We start from the raw sequence: 20,701 nt of genomic DNA, 5'->3' as shown, positions 1-20,701 counted from the left end.
TACAACGTTTCGTTCTTCGACCTCTTCTGGAAAAGTTATTTTGATATCTATTAACCTCTCATATTTGTAACAGATAAAACTGAATGGCATCCAGATTCCTTTTTTATTCTCTATATACATGTAGCTTCTTGCATGAATCCTAGCACTATGCCTCAAAAATTCAACATACCCCGCTGTCATTAAAATATACAGTGATAATAACGCTTTTTCAATCGCAGCATTCCCACTGCTATTCGTCCAACATTTCCAACAGGAATATACTGCTGCTAAAAAAACATCTGTCAAAAGCAACATTTGAAACAGAAAACACCCTCTGATTCCGGAAAGCCATTTTCGATTTTTTCTCATCATCCCATAAACATATAGAGGATTTTCATCTACACTTTCCGAAGAAATATCCTGATCCGCTCTTCCGCCAAATCTGAATACCCATCCAGTCAATGCCATATATCCCAAACCGGCTACTGCAAATGTGAATCTATCATCTTCAAAAATCCAACGATATGACAAAAATAAAATACAAAATAACAAAATTTTTTCAGGTATATTATTTTTTCTTTTTCGGTTTATTATGATCCCCCCCTAGTCGTCAAATACATACAAATTGTATTGGTGAGAATCCCATTCTCACCAATACATTTCCCATATATTTTTACATACAAAACTTATACATAAACCCAATATAACTTTCCTAAATACTTATAACACTTCATATACCGCGTTCCTTTTCCCGGAGTATACTCACATCCCCCGCCAATAACTCTCCCATACTTTCGTATTGCAATATTAGAATTAACCTTCCTATTACTCCAATAATCTCTAGAATAAGCATTTATTCGCGTTACTGTTAATTGCCTCATTTTTTCATTTTTTTCTTCATTAACTGCCCTTCGTAGCGGTAATGCCTCTGCGAATGAAAGGTTCATATTTGAAATTCTTCGATTTGCGTCATGGTAATCTTTTCTCATATATTTCAAATATCCTTTTTGATTTTGCTTTGGTCCTATATTATCTACAGCACTCCAAAATAATGATATTCCCGCACTTACCGCACCATTTATAACCGCACTTGTAAAATCTCTATTTTCATAATAATCACTTACAAACGAAGTAACACCACTTACAACTGCACCTGTTGTCGAACCACCAATTCCCAAAAATCCCATAGCGGTTCCAAGTCCTGCGGAAGCGGCAGTGATCCAGTTTATCTCTGACAGATTTTTCCCCAGCTGCTATACTTGTATTCTACTACAGTCTCTCCGGCGTCGTCAATCAGTGCAATGACATCATTCTGCAATAGTAAATTTTCCCTCCGACAGCTTTCCAATCTCCCACGTTCATGCTATACTAAACCTATCTCTGTCTGCCCGTTTCAGTCATGGGGCAGACTTATTTTTTTCAGGAAAGGATTTATTTATGAAGCGTATCAAAAATATCGATCTGCTCCGTGCGGGGGCGATCCTCTACATTATGCTGTATCACTGCTACGTTCTGTCCGGGCAGCCATGGCAGTCGCATACAGCCATCCACACACTTCTGACTCTTGGAGGTGAAGTAGGAGTTACACTGTTTTTCCTGTTAAGCGGATATGGGATTTATCTTTCCCTTTCTTCTTCGGAGGCGCGAGGCTGTCTCCCCGGCTGGCGGGCTTTTATGAAAAAGCGCTGTATCCGCATTATGCCCCAGTATTATGTATGTATCACGGTCCTTCTGATCTTTATGTCCACGCAGATGTTCAGCAATGAGGGACTTCGGCATATCCTGGCGTATTATACTTTTACGGAGAACTTTTCCCCGGTGACTCATGGTTCCATCAATGGTGCGCTGTGGACGATGGGCGTGATCTTTCAGTTTTATCTGATCGCCCCGTTCCTTTATAAAGCAGTCCGGAAAAACTGGCTCGTAGCTTCTGTTGTGTCCATTGTTTTCACTGTTATCTGCCGGTTCGCCGTTGTCCGCTATCTCCACAATTCCGGGATTTCGGATAACTCTGTATATTTTGTATACGAGCGTCAGGTATTCTCTGCGCTGGATAATTTCGTGCTGGGAATGGCTGCTGCCGCTTTCTGGAAACAGACCGGAGATCGTATGCAGGATTACCGGCTGAAGCTTGGACTTCCGGTTTCTATTGCAAGCACCGCACTGATCCTGGTATGGATCTTTTATTATCACAGTCACGGGCTTTATGGCACCGCTCCCTCCGGTTATCCGGCACATTCCATCCTGGCGGTCCTGTTCAGTATACTGCTTGTGGGATTCTCCCTCCTGCCGGAAATGGATTTCAGGTTTCTGCGTCCGCTGTACTTCGTAGCCCGGAACCAGTACGGGATCTATCTGTGGCATATGCCCATCATCATGATCCTGCAGGCCAATGCGCCATGGTTCAACACCATGAGCCAGCAGCGCTTCTGGCTGTTTTTGCCATGTATGGTGGTCATCACCTGCGTATTCGGCTATTTTGCGACCCGCTTTATCGATCATCCCGCTTCTGCAAAAAAGAAAGGATAACTTCTCATGAAAGACAGAACCGCCGTTAACCACAATATCCGCAAACATTTTAACGAACTGATCTACAACACAGCCCGTTACACAGAGATCGCGTTATCCATCGTGATCATTATCGTGATCGCACTGTCCGGACTGCGTCTGATCCTTACAACTGCCGGTACCTCCATCATGGATATGGACACCAGCTTTTTTACCAGTTTCCTGTCACAGGCACTGTCCCTTGTAGTCGGTGTGGAGTTTGTAAAAATGCTCTGCCGCCATTCCGCCCAGACTGTTGTGGAGGTCCTGCTTTTTGCAACAGCAAGGCAGATGGTCGTGGAACATCTCGATCCTGTACAGACACTGATCGGGATCATCGGTATCGCCATTCTTTTTGCCGTCCGGAAATATCTGATGACGGACAGTGATGATATGACCCCGCATCAGAAGAGCGCTTCAGAAGAATCCTCAAAAAAATCTTTCTCTTCTGAGTGCAAATGAGCATAATTTCAGAAAAGCTCCAACTGTATCCCGATATTGATACAGTTGGAGCTTTTCTTATAAATTGCATTGATATAAACCCTATACGATACTATTGTCCACGTCGGACCAGCTGCATGCCCACAGCAGCTATCTCCAGATAATATACCCTGCATAGACTAGGTACATACACACCATGGAAATTCCCTCTTTCCGGCTGATCCTCTGCTTTGTGGCCGCATAGATCCACACGATCAGCGAGAACACGATAAGTATGACAATATCAATAATATTTTCCCGGATCAGTGCCACCGGATTGATGGCAGATGCAACTCCGAGAACCATCAGGATATTAAAAATATTGGAGCCTACCGCATTTCCCACAGCCATATCCACTTCGTTCTTTCTGGCTGCAACCACGGAAGTCACCAGCTCCGGAAGGGAAGTTCCAATAGAAACAATGGTCAGTCCCACCAGTGTCTGGCTCATTCCAAGATCAATGGCAATGCGGCTGGCAGCATCCACCGTAAGATCTCCGCCAAAGGCAATGGCAAGTGCGCCTCCCACAATAAAGAGGATGCTCTTCGGCCAGGAAAGGATGCCGATTTCTTCTTCCAGCTCTTCCATTCCTTCCATGTCCACATTTTTTCCTGCTGCCCTGGCCTTCATGGCACTTTGGATCATTACCACAATATAGCCTGCAAAAAATCCAAGCAGGATCATTCCATCCAGATGACCAAGTCTCATTCCGATCGTATCTCCTGCTGCCAGGATCCCCAGCCCCAGAAGAAGGAGCGCACAGATCATGGAAAACGGAATATCCCTCCGGATGGTCTCCTTCTGTACCAGGATCGGTGTCAGGATGGAACAGACTCCAACAACCACCATCAGGTTAAAAATATTGGATCCTACCACATTGCTGACCGCAAGCTCATTGTTATTGACCAGTGACGCTGTAACGCTGACTGCAGTTTCCGGCAATGATGTTCCCATTGCCACAATAGTAAGGCCGATGATGATCGGCGGCACCTTCAGCCTTTTTGCGATACTGGAGCTTCCTTCTACAAAGAAATCCGCACCCTTCATCAGGAACACAAAGCCGATCACAAGAAAAACTAACACAAGGATCAGCGGTGAACTGTTTACCAGATTTTCCATTTTTCTTCTCACTTTCTTTTTTTATTTCCCATAACCCGGAGATTCATTGTCGCCCGCCCTGCTGAAAAAATTCTTTCCGGCATTCTTTTGTTACATAAAAAAGACCCATGTATGCCCTGCTGCAATAAGATATAACAAAGCATACATGAGTCTCATTCTTTAAGATTTGCCAGGTTTTTCAGAAAAAACCGGGTCTGTTGACAAATCACACTTACGTGCGAACTACTCCCTCATGGAATTAAAATTTTCAATTTTTTTCAATTTAACAGAATTGTTTTTAAAAGTCAACCCCTGGCCGGTGACTTTTCTTTACCGAAAGCACATATTTTATGTATCTTTATTATTTTCTGCTTTCAGAAACAATCCCCTTCAGAATCTGTAAGACTCCGTCTTCACTGTATGACGGACATACTTCCCTGGCTGCTGCCTGCACTTCCGCTCTGGCATTGGCTACCGCATAGCTCCTTCCCGCTTTCTGGAGCATGGCAATATCGTTGAGGTTATCTCCGAATGTACAGGTTTCCTCCGGGGAAATTCCTAACTGTTGCTGGATAAATTCGACAGCTGTACTTTTTTCGCCTTCCGGCGGTGTACTGTCCATCCATTCTTTTCCGGCAGCCGCCAGCGTTACCTTATCCCTCCATGCCGGTGTAAAATACGGGGCACAAAGCTCCTCGCACCGTTCCGGGTGATAGACAGAGAATTTCAGCACCTGTTTTCCCTGAAGAGAAGAAAGATCATCCACTTTTCTCATATCATAACCATAGGAATCCCGCAGCCACAGGAACATCCTTCCATTCTCATTCTCCGCATAGCAGCACTCCGGTGTGGCAATAAAGCAGTCACATTCCGGCATTTTTTCTTTCACCATATGATGCATGCGTTTCCAAACCTCATCCGGAAGTGTATGTACCTTCAGGATCTTATCATTCTTCCGGATCACCGTACCGCCATCTGACACAAAATACACCAGATCCTTCACCGGCTCAAACAGCTTCCTCTCACTGTCATACTGCCGCCCGGAACACACCACAAAGGTGATTCCCAGCTCAGTCAGCTTCCGGATCACTGTCATATATTCCGGATTGATAGTCATGGTCCCGTCTTTTACAAGAGTTCCGTCTACGTCTGTTGCGATCAGTTTTATCATGTTGTTTTTACTCCTCTCCCATCTGAAATACCAATATCCTCTCTCTCTGATTTTTCCCTTCAAAAAGATCCTGGCAGTCGATCTCGTCCAGGAATTCCAGTTCCTCTACGGTCATCAGATATGAAATATATTCGTCAGATGGATAATAGAAAAACAGTAGCATTTCTCTTGTTTTTTCGTACCAGGATTCCCGGATGCGGCCGATGACGCTTCTCAGTATTTCCACAGAAAACGGATTAAAAAAATAAAATCTGTCTGCGGATTCCGGTACCTGAAAAAGAGCTGCATTCTCCAGTATAAATGATGTTTTTGTCCCGGAAACAGCCCGCTGCCTGTTTTCTTCTGCGGCTTTTGTCATACGTTCATCGTACTCCACGCCTGTGGTCCGGCATCTGACCTGCCACGCCAGAAAAAAATCCACTCTGCCTTTTCCACATCCGTAGTCGATCAGATGATTCTTTTTCCCCAGATATCCACAATAAGCCAGCCGTTCCAACACCCCGTACGGCGTTGGCTCGTATGGATAACAGTACTGATCCGATCTGGAATCGTCACGACCGGTGGTTTTGATCTTCAGCAGCTTATCATATTTTACTTCATTTTGATCCATGCTTCTGTTAATCTCCGTTCGCTACATCGGGCAGCTTCGTTTTTCCTCTTTATCCATATCTCCATGGACATACCTGGCATTGAACTCCATATTGATCTCACGGATCTCTTTCTTTCCGTCAATATAATCCTGATACATATCCGCAAGTCTCGCCATACAGCCATCACAGTTCGCGGAAATATTTCCAAGAGATTCCTCCACGATCTGTTTACGTTCTTCTTTTGTTGTATCTTTGATCAGATATCCTGGCATTGTTTTTTCCTCCTGATAGGTTCACCTCTATTTCAGGTGTTTTGTACTTTCATTGTTGTTTACTTTTTCCTGTGAAAAAAGCTGCTTGTATCAGACAAACAGCTTTACAAAAATTTTTCTTTTCTGTTTTTTTATTCTACTCTGGCCCACTACCAGTGTCAATACAATTTTTCGCCTGTTTCCGAAACACAAAATAAAAGCCTCCGGAACAATTCCAGAGGCTTCATACGTGCGTTAGAGGATTCGAACCCCCGACCTTTTGGTCCGTAGCCAAACGCTCTATCCAGCTGAGCTAAACGCACATCTTTGTTGCTTTTCCTTTGTGATATTTCGTATCACCGCTGCAACAATATGTATGATACTCTAAGACCTATAAAATGTCAAGGGTTTTTTGAAACTTTTTTTGATTTTTTTTAAAAATATTTTTTATTGCTATTTTTGATGCAAAAGCAACAGTTTTCTAGTTTCTTCTGAGTGCCTCGATAGGACTGAGTTTGGCTGCTTTTCTTGCCGGATAGATTCCGAAGAATACACCTACTGCACAGGAGAATAATGTTGCCGCCAGGATGGTTCCCAGACTGATCCCTGGTGTGATGGTGGTTCCCATACTGTTTCCGATCACCGCACAGATCACATGACCCCCTGCGATGCCAAGCACAATGCCGATCAGGCCACCCATGATGGTCAGGATCGCTGCCTCAGCAAGGAACTGAAGCATAATGGAAGAAGTCTTTGCCCCAAGGGATTTACGGATGCCGATCTCCCTAGTACGCTCTGTGACGGACACCAGCATGATATTCATAACACCAATACCGCCTACCAAAAGGGAAATTCCCGCAACAAAAGAAATAAATGCGGTGACCATTCCAAGCATCTGGTTCATGGATTTCATGATATCCTGGAAGCTCTGTACCTGGAAATAATCGTCTCCGGCACACTGATGGCGTCTCTCCAGAAGATTTACGATCTTATCTGCCACCACCTGGGAATCCAGATTTTTATCTGCCTGGACTGTGATCTGATAAAACTCACCGGTACTTCCTGTAAAGTCATCCATGGCCGTATAAGGCACGTTAATGGACACAGGCATGCCATCATAGGTATAGCTAACAAAAGTGCCGTTCTCCTTCTGTGCGGTAACTCCGCAGATGCGGAACGTTTTGGTCAGATCATAGCAGGTGACATCCAGAGTCATTCCCACTACATCGTCCGTTCCAAAAAGCCGCTTCGCATCAGCATCGGAGATTACGCAGACATTTTTTCCCTCTTCCACCTCTTTCTGCCCGAAATAGCTTCCGTACTTCATAGAAGCATTGTCCACCAGCTTGGCATCCTGGGCCTCCCCGGTCACAGTCAGATTAAAATCACCTTTTCCGGTTACAGTCTCACCGATATAGGAATCTGAAACATTGACACCTTCCACGCCATCCAGTTCCCGGACTGCATCAATATCCTCCGGCTGGATCCAGACATTATCTGCAGTGGCATCATCGCTGCAGTAAACCGCGATCTGACCGCCGCCGATATCATTGATCTCACTGTTCATCTGATTCTTGGTTCCCTCACCAATGGAAACAATGGCGATCACCGACGCGATACCGATGATGATACCCAGCATGGTAAGAAACGATCTTCCCTTATTGGCCATAATATTGTGGATCGCCATTTTGATATATTCATAAATATTACTCATTGGCAGTCTCCCCTGTCTCTGCTGCACTGTCAACATCCGCTGGCGCTGCCTCTGCGGTCATTCCCTCTTCCAGGGAACCCAGATCCTCGATGACCTCGTCTCCTGCCCTGATTCCATCTGTAATTTCAACAAAATCCTCGGAGCTGATTCCCGTTGTGATATCCTGTTTTGTGATCACACCATCTTTCAGCACATAGCAGAAAGAACCATCTTTACCGATATTTACCACACCTGCCGGAAGCGTAACTACATCTTCAGCCTTTTCCGCATAGATCTTCACCTTTGCGTCAACACCGAGGAAAATATCTTTATCAGGTTTGTCAATGCTGACGGTAGCTGCGATCAGAGTAGAACCTTTCTCATTGGTTGTCGCAATGTGGCTGATCTTTGTCACTTTACCGGTATATTTCTTATCACCAATGGTGATATCCGCAGTCTGGTCTTCTTTTACCTTTGCATAATCATACTTGGATACATTGATATCCACGCTGACTTTATCTGTATTCTGCAGGGTAAAAAGTTCCATTCCCTGTGTCACTGCCGCGCCCTGCTGCACTGCAGACTTGGAAATAACGCCATTAAAATCTGCCGTGATGCCTTTTTTTCCATCTGCAACAAGTTCTTTTGCGGATTTGGCATCCAGTTCTGTAAGATTATTGCTGACACGCAGCTTCTCTTTTTCCTCCTTTGTAAGGCTGGTGGAATCTGCCTCTGCAATGGATTTCTGTGTCGCAAGATCAGACTGAAGATCTGCCAGATCAGAACTTGCCTGCTCAATGGCATTCTCAATTCCTGAAGTATCCACAGATGAACCTGTGGAAGCAGCGGATACACTTCCCTGGTCTGTCAGATCCTGTCCATCGTCCTGTGTTCCGTCTGTAACAAAATCTTCCCTTCCTGCACTGCTGTAATCCGAATATTCCGGCATTTTCGGCTGAGCCGCCTTTTTATCCTCGTAAGCTTCTTTCGCCACCTGACAGTCGATCTCAGCCTGGCTTCTTGTACTCTCCGCTTCATCCAGTGCCTGAGCGTTCTCATCACTCTGGTCTGCCTGCCACTGGGCAAAAGCCATCTGGTAATTATTATCCGCCTGGTTATACTCGCTCTGCGCCTTAATATAGGTAGCATTCAGCTCGCCCAGTTCTTTCTGATACTGGGGAAGCGTTTCATTCTGATATGTAGTAAGCGCTGCCGCATATGCTCTCTGGATTTCTGCCTCCTGGGCTGCCTGAGCATCGGCTTTTGCCTGGGTTTCCGCCTGAGCCTGGGCCTGTGCGTCTGCTGCTGCCTGCGCCTGTACAGATGCCAGCTGAGATTTCAGTGATGCCAGATAGTTCTGCTTATCTTTCACCTGCTGCTCCAGACTGGAAACTTTTGATTTGGCGTCATTCTGTTTCTGCTGTGCCTCATCGGATTTATTGATGGAATTTTTGTAATCATACTCTCCGGATTTCACATTCAGTTCTGCCTTCTGATTATCTCTCTCCAGATCTTTCAACTCAAATTCCACAAGTTTTGTGCCCTTTGAGACAGAATCACCTTCTGCAAAAGATACGTTTTTTATCTGCGCGTTTACCGGTGAATAAAAAGTTTTCTGTTCATCACTGACCACCGTTCCGGTTGCGTCCACGATTTCTTCCACATCTCCGGTTTCCGCCTTTGTAACTGAAACCTGAGGAATCTGTGTCTCACCGCGGCTTCCTCCCGCTACTGCATAAATACCGCCTGCCACAACAGCCACTGCTGCCACACCGATCACAATCTTTTTCCCTTTTTTCATTCTTAAGCCTCCTCGACAAATTCCTCATTGATCGTATCTGATTCAATTTTTCCATCCATGATCCGGACCACACGTCTGGCCTGAGCCGCGATCCCATTATCATGAGTGATCAGGATCAAGGTTTCTCCTGATCTGTGCATTCCCTTCAGGATTTCCATAATTTCCCTGCTGGATGCAGAGTCCAGATTTCCCGTTGGTTCATCTGCCAGGATCACCGGCGGCCTGGCTGCGATAGCTCTGGCAATAGCCACACGCTGCTGCTGTCCCCCTGACATTTCGTTTGGCTTATGGTCCATACGTTTCTCAAGTCCGACTTTTTTAAGAGATTCCACAGCAAGCTTTCTTCTTGTTTTCCGGTCGATCCCACGATAGATCAGAGGAAGCTCCACGTTTTCCAGCGCCGTAAGATTTGCGATCAGATTAAAGCCCTGAAAGATAAAACCAATCTCCTTATTTCGTACCACCGAGAGATCATTATCCTTCATTGTGGATACATCTGTTCCATTCAGATAATATTTCCCGGAGGTGGGGACATCCAGACAGCCCAGCATGTTCATAAAGGTGGATTTTCCGGAACCGGACTGTCCGATAATAGCCACAAATTCACCCTTATGGATCTCCAGGTCCACATGATCCAGCGCCCGCACCTCATTTTCTCCGGGATTGTAAACCTTGCACAGATCTACTACCCGTACCAATGCATCTTCCATAATAAAATTACTCCTTGTAAAATAAATCAGTCCGAGGCAAGCCTCTCCTCTGCTTATTGCTTTTCGCCATTGAAACAGAGAGCTTCCCTGATCAGGTTAAAAATACAGAGCGAAGTCTGCAGGGGATACTGCTGTTTCTCGTCGGAACGCTCCAAGCCAAAACAGCAGCAGGCAGACTGCTCTGTCATTTCCGGGAAAACCCCGCTCATTGATCTGTAACGAAAAGATCACCTGAATGTCTTCAGAACTGACACACATTTATACATCTGTTTATGCATCAAGTAAAAACGCCTTATATGCCTTGTATGCCTCATATACATCTGCCTTGCTGGTAACCTCCCACGGAGCATGCATACTCAGCACTGCCACGCCACTGTCGATAACCTCCATTCCGTAAAGTGCCGCAATATAAGCGATGGTTCCGCCTCCGCCAAAATCAACCTTTCCAAGCTCTGCTGTCTGGAAAGCAACATTGTGATCATCAAAAATCCTGCGAACTCTTGCAACGTACTCTGCATTGGCATCGTTGGAACCGGATTTTCCTCTTGCTCCGGTGAACTTGTTAAGAACGATACCGCGTCCAAGATATGCTGCATTCTTTTTCTCAAAAGCCTCACCATAGGCCGGATCATAGCCGGCACTTACATCGGAAGAAAGCATGCTGGAATTACGGAGAGCTCTTCTTAATGCAAGCTCGGAATAGCAGCCCATTCCGTCCAGAAGCTCTGCCACACTGTTCTCAAAAAATCTGGACTGCATGCCTGTGGCACCAACGCTTCCGATCTCTTCCTTATCTACAAGGAGACAGCAGCCGGTACGCTTCGGTGTCTCCTCCATCTCCAGCATTGCCGCAAGGGATGTGTAAGCGCATACACGATCATCCTGTCCATATGCTGCGATCATGCTGCGGTCAAGTCCACAGTCTCTTGCCTTTCCTGCCGGAACGATCTCCAGCTCTGCTGAAAGAAAGTCCTCTTCCTCAATACCATACTTCTCATTTAAAATCTTCAGCACATTCTGTTTTACCGCATCCTTTTTGGAATCATCCGGAAGCTCTGCAAGAGGTCTGCTGCCGATCAGGATATCCAGCATCTCACCCTCAATAACCTCTGCTGCCTTTTTCTGGAGCTGTTTTCCGGAAAGATGGATCAGAAGATCTGTGATGTAAAGTACCGGATCTTCCGCATCCTCACCAATGCTGATCTCCACAATGCTTCCGTCCTTCTTTGCAACAACACCATGCATGGCAAGAGGCAGTGTCACCCACTGGTATTTCTTTACACCACCATAATAATGGGTATCCAGATAAGCCAGATCCGTATCCTCATACAGAGGATTCTGCTTGACATCCAGTCGCGGAGAATCGATATGTGCACAGAGAATGCTCATACCTCCGGAAAGCTCTTCCGTTCCTACATGAAACAGAGCAACGATCTTCTTCATCCCTACCGCATAAACCTTGTCACCTGCCTTGATCTTCTCGCCTTTTTCAAGCTTCGACTCAAGAGATTCATATCCGGCAGCCTTTGCTTCCTTCACGATTTCTGCAACACATTCCCGTTCCGTTTTTCCTTTATCCAAAAATTCTCTGTAAGCCTTCGCAAGCTTCTCCATTTCTGTTTCTTCTGCTTCCTTATAAGAAAGCCACGCATTTCTTCTTTCCATTTTAGTGGTCCACCTTTCTTTATAGCTTCCGGCAGCTGCCGTTTCTCATCATATTATCTGCAATCTGTCTACTATTATAGGTCAAACATTTACGAATTTCCACCGCAATTCCCATTCTTTACAAAATCTTTATGATTCGTTATAGTAGTTCTTAAGAATTGGCCCTGTATCCAAAATTTTCAGGTATCTCACACACGGAAAGCTTTCTGTTTCACCGTAGACTTTACCTGTATGCTCCAACAGGGCAAAGGAGGAAACAACATGCAAGCATCTGCTCAGCTAAAAGAGCTTCTTCACAGCATCAACCGCAAAAGCTATCCTGCATACAAGTCTCTGCGGGGCGCATACCAGTTTGACCGTTATATTTTGTCCATTGACCACGTGCAGGGGGATCCTTTTGCCTCTCCCTCTCACATCAGTGTGAAGCTTTCCCACCGAGACACCGGATTTCCGGCAGAATATTATAAGGATTCCTTGACCCGCATCACACTGGGAGACTTTCTGAACCGCCAGTTTGAACAGCAGGTAAACCGTTATACCTTCCGTGCAAAAGGCTCCGGAAAAAGCGGCCTGATCTCAGTAAGCCACTGTGGTCAGGAGGTTCTTGCACGTACCGCCTGTGAAATAACGGAAAAAGGCATCACTGCCCGTTTTTTCATCGGTTTCCCGGCCAATGGCAGAACCATCAACTCTCCCGAACTGGAAAAAATCCTCTTCGATTTTCTTCCGGTCTGTATTCACAAGGCATTTTTTTACCGGAATCTTGACCCGGAAGCGCTGAGAAAAGCCATCTGCCTTGCCGAAGATCAGGCATTTATCCGTCAGGAGCTGAAAAAACGTTCTCTGGCTGCCTTTGTCAGTGACGGCGCTATCCTCCCCAGGGAAAGCGGCATCTCTTCACGCCCGATGAAAAATTCTGTTCCTTTTGTTTCTCCGGAAAGCCTGAGGGTTTCCATGGATCTGCCCCACAGAGGAACCATCACAGGCATGGGCATTCCCTGCGGCATCACCTTGATCGTAGGTGGCGGTTACCATGGCAAATCCACCTTACTTAACGCACTGGAGCTGGGAATTTACGATCACATTTCCGGTGATGGCCGGGAGTATGTCATTACCGATCCTTCTGCTCAGAAGCTTCGCTCTGAGGACGGCCGTTTTATCAAAGATGTGGACATTTCTCTTTTTATCAACGATCTTCCAAATAAAAAAGACACCCTCTGCTTTTCTACAGAGGATGCCAGCGGCAGCACTTCACAGGCTGCCGGTATCGTGGAAAGTATGGAGGCCGGAAGTAAAGTCTTTCTCCTTGACGAGGATACCTCTGCCACCAACTTTATGGTCCGTGATTCCTTCATGCAGCGGGTGATCTGCCGGGAAAAGGAGCCCATCACTCCATTTCTGGAACGTGCCCGGGATCTCTATGAAAAGGCAGGGATCTCCACTATCCTGGTTGCCGGAAGCTCCGGAGCTTTTTTCCATATTGCGGATACTGTGATCCAGATGGATAATTATCATCCGGTGGACATCACAGCAGTCACCAAAAAGCTCTGTCAGGAATATCCTCTCTCAGACATTGAGGCCCCTGCATTCCGCCTTCCGGGAAGCCATCGCATCATGACCAAGGCCAAAGTGACTCCATCCCGCCACAGCCGTCCCGGACAGCCGGAAAGACTGAAAACCAAGGTTCACGGCAAAGATGGCTTTTCTCTTGGAAAAACCGAAGTGGATCTCCGCTATGTGGAGCAGCTGATCGACTCCGAGCAAACTGCATCCTTGGCGTTGCTTCTGAAATATGCCTGCGAACATCTCATTGACGGAAAACGTACTCTGCCGGAGATCATCACTTATCTGGATACTCAGCTGAAAAGGCAGGGATTGTCCTTCTTCTCGGAAGGCTCTTATATTCCATGCGGTTATGCCATGCCCAGGATCCAGGAAATATATTCCTGCTTTAACCGCTATCGCAGGCCGTAGCTGTGCCTGAAGCTGTATATCCAATAAATCTCAGACAACAAAAAAACGCTGCCGATACACATTGGAAATCTTTATCTCCTCTGTCATTCGGCAGTTTTTTTCTGCAATGCAAAACCACCGTCCTGTCGGCTCTGTCTTGCCAATGGAACGGTGGTTTATCTTCATACATATTTTAGGGAAAGGAAAGAGTTTTTCTTAAGAGCTTCTGTTCTCTTAAGATGTTTATATCATACAGGATAAATGTGAGAGAAATTTGTACAATTTCTAATAAATTTATAAAATTTATTAAGAAACTACAAAAAACCTTGATTTTAAGTCATTCTTACGAAAGCAATCAGCGTTTTACCCCAATTATTACCCCAATCCGCTCATTTTATTCTAAAAAAGGAGCAGCAGTCATAAAACTGCCACCCCGATAAATCCATTCTCTATCTGCTGCATTTCCTGTTGCTTTGTGTTCGGAAGAACATGAGCATATAAGTCCGCAGTCATGGCCAGGCTGCTATGTCCTAAGATTTTCTGTAGCGTCTGCATGTTTCCGCCCTCTTCTATGTACCGTGTTGCGAAGGTATCTCTGAAAGCATGGTGCGTAAACCTCTCGATTTCTATATCCTGCTGCCGGAGCCGCTTTAAAACGTTATCTATAGCAGATGATACCGTGGATGATGCTATTGCCTTAGCTCCATTACTCCCGATAAAGATATTACTATCCATCTTTCTCGCATGGATTTCCCCGTAAACCATGGACATTTTGGTTTTCTGCATCTGCAAGATTTTTTTTATTGTGTCATTCATAGGAATATCGCGATTACTGGTATCTGATTTTGGCAAAGTCTCCTCAATACCGCCGCCCTCTTTCCAGCTCACGGTCTTGTTTACCCGGATCACATTGTTGATATAATCTATATCCTGCCACTTTAAAGCCGTGATCTCATTAAGTCTCATTCCCGTACACAAGGAAAAACAGAAAAACTCATATAACCATTCCGTCTTGGCTTCTTGCATAAACGCCTGCTGCTCTTCTCTGGTTAATGCTCTGTGAATAGTCTCACTCGCTTTCGGCCGGTCATCCTTCCTTAATGGTTTCACACTGGCAGCAGGATTCTTCATAAGGATTTCATCATCAACAGCCGCGTTCAACACCGTTTTCAGCAGCACTATAACACCATTAGTCATGGATGCACTCAGCTTCTTTGATAAATCCTGCTGCAATTTCACCACTGCACGCTTTTCTATTTTCTGAACCTTAATTTTTCCCAGTACTGGTCTGATATGGTTATTGTACTTCGACCGGTTTATTTTAATGCTGCTGTCCTTGATTGTTCCTCTCCGGGACTTCTCCCATTCATCAAAATATGCGTCCAGTGTTATATTTTTGTTGGAATTATACAGACCTGCCTTAATTTCCTCACGGATCCTGAGCTCATTCTCCGCACATTCCTTTGTGCTACGACCATAGGCACTGTATCTCTTGCCCTCCACGGTAAAACGCTTTTCGAATAAACCATTTTCTTTTTTTCGCATTCCTGATGGTATTCTTGCCATTATATCACCTGTCTTTCTATTGGCAATAGGGCAGCAGTCCGCCGCCCCTGATTGTCTTATTTAATTCCCAGAAAGCTACAAACAAATCTGAAAATTGTATATGTTTGGTCATGATCTGCTTTCTCTAACAGCTCTATGAGTTTCTTTTTATAGTCCATATTAATATCCTCTATTTTTTATTACTCTGGCAATGAATCTATAGAAGAATTCAAGCAGGCTATCATCATTTACCTTCTGTAATATCTCAATAGTTTCTTTCTTGTAATCCATATTAGTACCCCCACTGCTTCTTAAATGAGACAATTACGTTATACAAAAATTTCAGAAATTTCTCGCTCTGGATTTCATTCAAGAGATTTCCAATTTCTTTTTTATAATCCATGCTATACCTCCGTACCACTATCCTATCAGCGTTTTCATGAATACATAGATTGACCTTAGCCAATAAATGTTATCTATCTTCTCCAGCATCTCAATTATCTGCTTTTTGTAGTCCATGTTATGCCTCCGCCACTTTTGCATTGTCCTTTATTCGCTTTACCATCAAATAATTTGCAAGGTTATGTACCCTCTTGAGGTCTTCCGGATCATTCATCATTAAAGCATCTGTAATCAGCCAGAAACGCTCCTGATCTTCCTCTGATAATTCCATAAATGCTTCATTGCCGGAACAAGCTATCCGAAAGAGTTCTGCCAGCTCATAGGTATGCTGTAATGATCTTCTATCTTTGTTAGCCTGGACAACGTCCATAATTGCCTTTCTGCAAGGAACCTGAGTTAAATTACATTTCTCCATTGTTTTCTGCCTCCTGTTCCTTTTTAATCTGCTGGTTATAACATCCTCTAACAAATCCAAAAGCTAAATCTAATAGTTCTACATCATCCATCTTTAACACCATACTAATAATATCTGACTGCCTGGACAATGCTCGAACCTGCTCACGACACATATTCCAACTTTCTTCCCACTCTTTCGCTTCTTCCTTTGCTTCCTCCAGCTGTTTCTTGAGATCTGCGATAATCTCTGTTGCAAGAGCTGTGCTTACTTCTTCTGTCTCCTGTGCCGGAACACCTGTGGCCTGCATCACTTCTGTTTCTTCTAATGTTCTTAATGTTTTTTCTTTACTCATGCTTCATTCTCCTCTCGTTCTAATTCGTGTACATAATCACATACTTTAGCAGATATAAATCCACTCAAAAAAATTACAAGAACGTCCATTACTGATATCATACTTTCGTTCCTTTCTTTTGTTGTCTGAGGGGAATGAGTATGTTATAATACGCACAGCCCCTCAATTTTGATCGTTTGTCGGGTTACTTTGCCTTTATCAGAGTTGCCGCTCTGGTAAGGGCTTTTTATTAAATTACTTCTACCTGAGACTTTCCAAAGAAACTGGCTTTGTATGTTGCCCCGTCTCCTCTGCTTCCCCAAATCAGAGAACATCCGAATAATGCTGATGCTCCATGCTGTACCTTATAACCAAGCTCTTTCCACTTAGTAAAGGTATTGGTTTCCTCTGTGATTCCTGCTGCCTGTTTCGCTGTCTCGATTCTCTTTGCGTTGATTTCCTCAGCCTTTGCAGATAACCATGCTCTGTGAAGGGATTCCCCAAAGCTGATACCTTTTGTCTTACGGTAGATCTTCCATGCTTTCAACATGATTTTGCTGAGATTGTACTTCATTATGCTTTCCTCCTTTGCTTTTCAAGGTTTCTCAGTCCTTCAAGCATCTTCCTGACTATTGATATGCCCTATTGCGATTCTCACAGGTATATGGCTTGAAGTATTGGGGGCTTTCGGCTCTCCCGGCTGTTGTCTGTTCCCTTGAACTGATTATATTATATATCTATTTACACCAATAGTCTATTGACATTTTTGCTATATTTACACCAATATATTTATGCATTTTATATATTTACATCAATAGATTTTTGTGGTATACTTCATGTATAGTGGAAAAGGTGTATCTATATTTACCCTCCCCTATTATCACTAAGAAAGCAGGTGCCAATATGCCAGAGGAAAACAAAGTAAGTAAGGCTCAACAAAAAGCTGTAAATAAATATGTGAAAAACAATTATGATCGCATTAATGTAACTTTTCCTAAAGGCCAAAAAGAAATTATCATGCAAGCAGCAGAAGCCTCCGGGGAATCCGTAAACGGCTATATCAAAAAAGCAGTTGATGAACGAATGAAACGGGAAAACATTAAGTAGAATCCTTAATTCAAAGAAATAGTATATTTATCCAGGCAGCCAGTAGAGCGGCTGTGGTTCCCTGATCCTGAGCCTTGACAGGAGGGAATGCTTATGAGCGATTATGAGATTTTTATGATCATTCTGACGACAGCCAGCTTAATTGTATCTATCCTTACATACACACATAAGAAATAGCCGCCCTGCTCTCTGGTAAAGAATAGGCGGCTACGTCTTAAACATATATCTTGCCAGGACGGGGAACCTTGACTTCCCTTACTGGCTGTCTTGATAAGTATATTATATGCCAGCTTCCGGGATTTGTCAATTTCCCGTTGCAAATCACCCATATCTCTTACTATCCCCATTTTCTTCTTATACCGCCTCGAGGTATGCCAAATCTTTCACCGCTTCAAGTCGTTTCTTACAATCCCTGTATATCTCCTGATAATGTTTCCCTCGCATAATTCCCAGATCAACCTCATGCAAAATGATATTTTCCATTAAAGACAGGTTATTAAGCTGCATCACCGTAGCTTCGTCCCTTTTATTGATTCCAGCCATTTTATTTGCCAGTCTGGAATAAGTCATATAAAGCATTTCTGCATGGCTGCTGCCCTGTCCCTTTGCATACTCAACAAGTTTCTGGATTGTATCGGTTTCTGCTTTTCGAGTAAGCTTTCCTGCTTTTCGGGTTTCAACCCACATTTGAGTAGATTTCTCACGGATAAAGTTCTCCATCTGATTAAATGCCCGGATATACTGCAATTTCCATTCGAGGGCTTCTCTCCCAGTAAACCCCATTGCTAAAAGAGAAAAACCATCACGATTCATATAAAATTTTCTATATGATTGCCCGTTACCAGATTTGTAAGAAGAAATCTTAAACATTATTTTCACAGCTGAATTTTCAGCAATGAGATTATCAATACTCTGCAAAACATTTTTATGTTCTTTTCCAAACTTCTCAGCTACCTGCAAGCTGTCACATACTGCTTCATCATTCTTTAAATAAACAAGTTCATTCATACTGTACGCCTTTCTTTAGCTATATCCGAAAATACCAACTTTTTCCATTAATTTATTAATTTCTCACCGCTTCCTCGCCGCTTCGATCAAATATATCGACTGTTAATCGACAGTTCAAGCACTCCCGGTTCTCGCCGCCTTTTTTACCATTCTTCACGGCTTCCTCACGGCTTCATTCTCAACAACACTCCTTAAAATAGTGAAAAACTCCTTGAACCGTAGGTTCGGCAGCAGGATTTTTATTAACTACCAGCATCACCGCTTCTACTGTTTTATCGGCTCATTTAGCCTTTTTATTTGCTCTCCCTTGCAACTTTACCTCAAGCACTTTTCAATCGTTTCTTGCCCTGTTTTATCCTTGTGTTGCTGTATTTTCAGATCTGTTCTGTCTCAGTCTTTCCCCCATCTGCTGCCGCTGCTCCTCTGTATACTGCCTTGGCGGAGAAATCCGAAGCCAGGATACCGGAACATGAGCACAAATGCTTCCGTCCTCGTTATCCGCAATAATCTGACAATCTTCTGGGTGCTTCTCTGCTAGCTTACGGATCACAGACTTATACCGACCCTGTGAGAATGATAAGGTTGCTCTGGTATCATTGGTCATAAACTCAATTACATTTTCGTTACAGCTATCCATAAAAATCTCCTTTTTGTTTTGTTCGATAATATTTACAGTCTTATTTTTCGGGGTTCGCTCAGGCTTCGTTCTAACGCATTTTACTCTTTTAGGGACTCCGAAATCTCCGAATATTTTCGCGCGCGTTATCGTGTTACAAAATTCCTTCGCGCGCGTAATCGTGTCAACGAATTCCCATACTCCCGTCATTTTTTGTCTAAAAATCCATCAATTTGTAATCATCTTTAATATCATCAGGTAATCCCTTAAAAAGAAAATTCTGAGGCATTCTTCGCAATGTTCCAATAATTTCAGATCTCTGTTCACTCTCCAACATGGCTGTTATTTCTGGATATTCTTCTGTGCACTTGGTATACCATGACTTCTGTTGTGGCGGAGAATACCGGGGATCATCACGGACAAACAGGAACAACCATTCTATGCACAGGCTCATTGTAAATTGAACATACAACCCACATTCGTAATAATATTGAGCTATCATTAATGCATCATGAAGTGTAGTTGTTATCTGCTCTGGTTTCTGATAATGTCCCTCTGGATAATATTTCACGATACATTCATCTTTTAGGGAACAGAGCAAACTATAAAAAAGAAACGGTCTGTATGTTTGAAAGAGGTAAACGTAAGCTTTCTGTAGATGCAGCTAATAATTTTGCTGAAGTTTTACATGTTCGTGCAGATTATTTGCTTTGTAGAGATGATAATATTTTTCCCGAAGAAAAAACTAAATCTAATACCACTAATTATCAAAAAGCTAATTGTTTCGATACCTTACTTAATTTTTATAATTATGAACTATACGAGATACCAGAAAACGAAGATGAAGCTTCCGGAATAAGTACGCTTAATGCCCCAATGAGACTAAGCAAAGGATTTATCATAAAAAGCCCTCAAAACAAATTATTTTATTGTCCAAATAACTTATTAGATGAATTAATCGAAGATGTTATGGATTATGCTTTAATGCGGCTTGATAAACGATTATTACCCCAGTGCCATGAACCAAACGATAGCGAACTAGAGGCAGCTGGCCTAACCCCTGAAGGTGCTTATGTGCCCCCAACATTATCATTAAGGCATTTAAAAATACCTGATTTAAACTTTCTACAAGAATCTTCGCATTCTTCAACCGAAAACAAAAATAATAACTCAAATGATTATACAGAAGAATAAAACACTAAAAAGCACCCAATACCAATTAAGGCGTTGAGTGCTTTATTGTATGTTCGATATTCTGTTTATAAGGAAAACACAGGTTCCGGACAACCGATCATAATTTTCGAGAGTATGAAACTTTTTCTGTAAAATAATGTTTAGAAGGTTCTTCTATGATAAA

At 43.6% G+C, this 20,701-nt stretch carries 22 protein-coding genes and 1 tRNA gene; 5 read left to right on the top strand and 18 right to left on the bottom strand.

Annotation, left to right across the window (positions count from 1 at the left end):
* Both NE638_RS16330 and NE638_RS16325 read right to left on the bottom strand, forming a co-directional pair.
* Positions 1–441: hypothetical protein (locus NE638_RS16330; protein WP_202031315.1), on the bottom strand; the 441-nt coding region annotated here is incomplete at its 3' end.
* A gap of 224 nt (positions 442–665) precedes the next feature.
* Entirely contained in the window at positions 666–1,166 is a 501-nt protein-coding gene (locus NE638_RS16325; protein WP_022427046.1) for a hypothetical protein, read from the bottom strand.
* A 250-nt stretch (positions 1,167–1,416) separates the two neighbouring features.
* Between NE638_RS16325 and NE638_RS16320 the strand changes: the two genes are divergently transcribed.
* Together NE638_RS16320 and NE638_RS16315 are read left to right on the top strand one after the other, a co-directional pair.
* On the top strand, positions 1,417–2,508 hold the full coding sequence (locus NE638_RS16320) for an acyltransferase family protein (RefSeq protein ID WP_173746732.1): 1,092 nt from the start codon (positions 1,417–1,419) through the stop codon (positions 2,506–2,508).
* Positions 2,509–2,514: 6 nt separating this feature from the next.
* Positions 2,515–2,988, top strand: coding sequence for a transporter (locus tag NE638_RS16315; RefSeq protein ID WP_173746730.1), 474 nt, complete (start codon positions 2,515–2,517; stop codon positions 2,986–2,988).
* A gap of 129 nt (positions 2,989–3,117) precedes the next feature.
* Here NE638_RS16315 and NE638_RS16310 read toward each other — a convergent pair whose 3' ends face one another.
* From NE638_RS16310 to NE638_RS16270, 9 genes are all read right to left on the bottom strand, one after another.
* Entirely contained in the window at positions 3,118–4,125 is a 1,008-nt protein-coding gene (locus tag NE638_RS16310) for a calcium/sodium antiporter (protein WP_015527474.1), read from the bottom strand.
* A 340-nt stretch (positions 4,126–4,465) separates the two neighbouring features.
* Positions 4,466–5,275: a Cof-type HAD-IIB family hydrolase gene (locus NE638_RS16305; RefSeq protein WP_059086170.1), complete on the bottom strand. Its 810-nt coding sequence runs from the start codon at positions 5,273–5,275 to the stop codon at positions 4,466–4,468.
* A gap of 7 nt (positions 5,276–5,282) precedes the next feature.
* Positions 5,283–5,885 (bottom strand): class I SAM-dependent methyltransferase, encoded by a 603-nt coding sequence (locus tag NE638_RS16300; protein ID WP_092071915.1) that lies wholly within the window; start codon positions 5,883–5,885, stop codon positions 5,283–5,285.
* A gap of 21 nt (positions 5,886–5,906) precedes the next feature.
* A complete protein-coding gene (locus NE638_RS16295) occupies positions 5,907–6,137 on the bottom strand; it encodes a hypothetical protein (protein WP_015527478.1) in 231 nt (76 codons plus the stop codon).
* Positions 6,138–6,365: 228 nt separating this feature from the next.
* A tRNA-Arg gene (locus NE638_RS16290) sits at positions 6,366–6,439 on the bottom strand.
* A gap of 158 nt (positions 6,440–6,597) precedes the next feature.
* Positions 6,598–7,830 (bottom strand): ABC transporter permease, encoded by a 1,233-nt coding sequence (locus NE638_RS16285; protein WP_118752927.1) that lies wholly within the window; start codon positions 7,828–7,830, stop codon positions 6,598–6,600.
* On the bottom strand, positions 7,823–9,610 hold the full coding sequence (locus NE638_RS16280; RefSeq protein WP_173746728.1) for an efflux RND transporter periplasmic adaptor subunit: 1,788 nt from the start codon (positions 9,608–9,610) through the stop codon (positions 7,823–7,825). Before NE638_RS16280 ends, NE638_RS16285 begins: the two co-directional genes overlap by 8 nt.
* A 2-nt stretch (positions 9,611–9,612) precedes the next feature.
* Positions 9,613–10,320: an ABC transporter ATP-binding protein gene (locus NE638_RS16275; RefSeq protein WP_118608647.1), complete on the bottom strand. Its 708-nt coding sequence runs from the start codon at positions 10,318–10,320 to the stop codon at positions 9,613–9,615.
* A 270-nt stretch (positions 10,321–10,590) separates the two neighbouring features.
* Positions 10,591–11,985: an aminopeptidase gene (locus NE638_RS16270; RefSeq protein WP_173746726.1), complete on the bottom strand. Its 1,395-nt coding sequence runs from the start codon at positions 11,983–11,985 to the stop codon at positions 10,591–10,593.
* 261 nt (positions 11,986–12,246) lie between these two features.
* On the opposite strand from NE638_RS16270, the gene NE638_RS16265 reads away from it, so the two are divergent.
* Positions 12,247–13,959: an ABC-ATPase domain-containing protein gene (locus NE638_RS16265; protein ID WP_173746724.1), complete on the top strand. Its 1,713-nt coding sequence runs from the start codon at positions 12,247–12,249 to the stop codon at positions 13,957–13,959.
* 396 nt (positions 13,960–14,355) lie between these two features.
* Here NE638_RS16265 and NE638_RS16260 read toward each other — a convergent pair whose 3' ends face one another.
* The 4 genes from NE638_RS16260 to NE638_RS16245 all read right to left on the bottom strand — a co-directional run bounded on the left by NE638_RS16260 (position 14,356) and on the right by NE638_RS16245 (position 17,187).
* Positions 14,356–15,504 (bottom strand): tyrosine-type recombinase/integrase, encoded by a 1,149-nt coding sequence (locus tag NE638_RS16260; RefSeq protein ID WP_118608645.1) that lies wholly within the window; start codon positions 15,502–15,504, stop codon positions 14,356–14,358.
* A gap of 499 nt (positions 15,505–16,003) precedes the next feature.
* Positions 16,004–16,300 (bottom strand): hypothetical protein, encoded by a 297-nt coding sequence (locus NE638_RS16255; protein WP_118608644.1) that lies wholly within the window; start codon positions 16,298–16,300, stop codon positions 16,004–16,006.
* Complete coding sequence (locus NE638_RS16250; RefSeq protein WP_118608643.1) at positions 16,287–16,634, bottom strand: hypothetical protein; 348 nt, start codon at positions 16,632–16,634, stop codon at positions 16,287–16,289. The genes NE638_RS16255 and NE638_RS16250 overlap by 14 nt, the downstream gene beginning before the upstream one ends.
* Positions 16,635–16,863: 229 nt before the next feature.
* The gene (locus NE638_RS16245) at positions 16,864–17,187 is read right to left on the bottom strand and encodes a hypothetical protein (RefSeq protein ID WP_118608642.1); all 324 of its coding nucleotides are present in this window, start codon (positions 17,185–17,187) and stop codon (positions 16,864–16,866) included.
* 329 nt (positions 17,188–17,516) lie between these two features.
* Between NE638_RS16245 and NE638_RS16240 the strand changes: the two genes are divergently transcribed.
* Positions 17,517–17,720 carry a hypothetical protein gene (locus NE638_RS16240; protein WP_118608641.1) on the top strand — a complete coding sequence of 68 codons (204 nt, stop codon included), beginning with the start codon at positions 17,517–17,519 and terminating at the stop codon, positions 17,718–17,720.
* Positions 17,721–18,074: 354 nt separating this feature from the next.
* On the opposite strand, the gene NE638_RS16235 is transcribed toward NE638_RS16240, so the two are convergent.
* From NE638_RS16235 to NE638_RS16225, 3 genes are all read right to left on the bottom strand, one after another.
* Positions 18,075–18,728, bottom strand: coding sequence for a Rha family transcriptional regulator (locus NE638_RS16235; protein ID WP_118608640.1), 654 nt, complete (start codon positions 18,726–18,728; stop codon positions 18,075–18,077).
* 352 nt (positions 18,729–19,080) lie between these two features.
* Positions 19,081–19,365, bottom strand: coding sequence for a hypothetical protein (locus tag NE638_RS16230; RefSeq protein WP_118169461.1), 285 nt, complete (start codon positions 19,363–19,365; stop codon positions 19,081–19,083).
* A 196-nt stretch (positions 19,366–19,561) separates the two neighbouring features.
* Complete coding sequence (locus tag NE638_RS16225; RefSeq protein WP_244094882.1) at positions 19,562–19,915, bottom strand: hypothetical protein; 354 nt, start codon at positions 19,913–19,915, stop codon at positions 19,562–19,564.
* A 53-nt stretch (positions 19,916–19,968) separates the two neighbouring features.
* Here NE638_RS16225 and NE638_RS16220 point away from each other — a divergent pair, with 53 nt between their 5' ends.
* Positions 19,969–20,538 (top strand): hypothetical protein, encoded by a 570-nt coding sequence (locus NE638_RS16220; RefSeq protein ID WP_173746723.1) that lies wholly within the window; start codon positions 19,969–19,971, stop codon positions 20,536–20,538.
* Positions 20,539–20,701: the final 163 nt, after the last annotated feature.

The sequence above is a fragment of the Blautia sp. MSK.18.38 genome (assembly GCF_024460535.1).
Taxonomy (GTDB): domain Bacteria; phylum Bacillota; class Clostridia; order Lachnospirales; family Lachnospiraceae; genus Blautia_A; species Blautia_A fusiformis.
The sequence above is the reverse complement of the archived record's forward strand: the minus strand, read 5'-3'. Positions and strand labels throughout refer to the sequence as shown.

What these genes read in the sequence shown, in the direction of transcription:
- NE638_RS16325 (WP_022427046.1), bottom strand. Translation starts at nt 1,166, where the DNA reads ATGGGATTTTTGGGAATTGGTGGTTCGACAACAGGTGCAGTTGTAAGT.
- NE638_RS16320 (WP_173746732.1), top strand. Translation starts at nt 1,417, where the DNA reads ATGAAGCGTATCAAAAATATCGATCTGCTCCGTGCGGGGGCGATCCTC.
- NE638_RS16315 (WP_173746730.1), top strand. Translation starts at nt 2,515, where the DNA reads ATGAAAGACAGAACCGCCGTTAACCACAATATCCGCAAACATTTTAAC.
- NE638_RS16310 (WP_015527474.1), bottom strand. Translation starts at nt 4,125, where the DNA reads ATGGAAAATCTGGTAAACAGTTCACCGCTGATCCTTGTGTTAGTTTTT.
- NE638_RS16305 (WP_059086170.1), bottom strand. Translation starts at nt 5,275, where the DNA reads ATGATAAAACTGATCGCAACAGACGTAGACGGAACTCTTGTAAAAGAC.
- NE638_RS16300 (WP_092071915.1), bottom strand. Translation starts at nt 5,885, where the DNA reads ATGGATCAAAATGAAGTAAAATATGATAAGCTGCTGAAGATCAAAACC.
- NE638_RS16295 (WP_015527478.1), bottom strand. Translation starts at nt 6,137, where the DNA reads ATGCCAGGATATCTGATCAAAGATACAACAAAAGAAGAACGTAAACAG.
- NE638_RS16285 (WP_118752927.1), bottom strand. Translation starts at nt 7,830, where the DNA reads ATGAGTAATATTTATGAATATATCAAAATGGCGATCCACAATATTATG.
- NE638_RS16280 (WP_173746728.1), bottom strand. Translation starts at nt 9,610, where the DNA reads ATGAAAAAAGGGAAAAAGATTGTGATCGGTGTGGCAGCAGTGGCTGTT.
- NE638_RS16275 (WP_118608647.1), bottom strand. Translation starts at nt 10,320, where the DNA reads ATGGAAGATGCATTGGTACGGGTAGTAGATCTGTGCAAGGTTTACAAT.
- NE638_RS16270 (WP_173746726.1), bottom strand. Translation starts at nt 11,985, where the DNA reads ATGGAAAGAAGAAATGCGTGGCTTTCTTATAAGGAAGCAGAAGAAACA.
- NE638_RS16265 (WP_173746724.1), top strand. Translation starts at nt 12,247, where the DNA reads ATGCAAGCATCTGCTCAGCTAAAAGAGCTTCTTCACAGCATCAACCGC.
- NE638_RS16260 (WP_118608645.1), bottom strand. Translation starts at nt 15,504, where the DNA reads ATGGCAAGAATACCATCAGGAATGCGAAAAAAAGAAAATGGTTTATTC.
- NE638_RS16255 (WP_118608644.1), bottom strand. Translation starts at nt 16,300, where the DNA reads ATGGAGAAATGTAATTTAACTCAGGTTCCTTGCAGAAAGGCAATTATG.
- NE638_RS16250 (WP_118608643.1), bottom strand. Translation starts at nt 16,634, where the DNA reads ATGAGTAAAGAAAAAACATTAAGAACATTAGAAGAAACAGAAGTGATG.
- NE638_RS16245 (WP_118608642.1), bottom strand. Translation starts at nt 17,187, where the DNA reads ATGAAGTACAATCTCAGCAAAATCATGTTGAAAGCATGGAAGATCTAC.
- NE638_RS16240 (WP_118608641.1), top strand. Translation starts at nt 17,517, where the DNA reads ATGCCAGAGGAAAACAAAGTAAGTAAGGCTCAACAAAAAGCTGTAAAT.
- NE638_RS16235 (WP_118608640.1), bottom strand. Translation starts at nt 18,728, where the DNA reads ATGAATGAACTTGTTTATTTAAAGAATGATGAAGCAGTATGTGACAGC.
- NE638_RS16230 (WP_118169461.1), bottom strand. Translation starts at nt 19,365, where the DNA reads ATGGATAGCTGTAACGAAAATGTAATTGAGTTTATGACCAATGATACC.
- NE638_RS16220 (WP_173746723.1), top strand. Translation starts at nt 19,969, where the DNA reads ATGTTTGAAAGAGGTAAACGTAAGCTTTCTGTAGATGCAGCTAATAAT.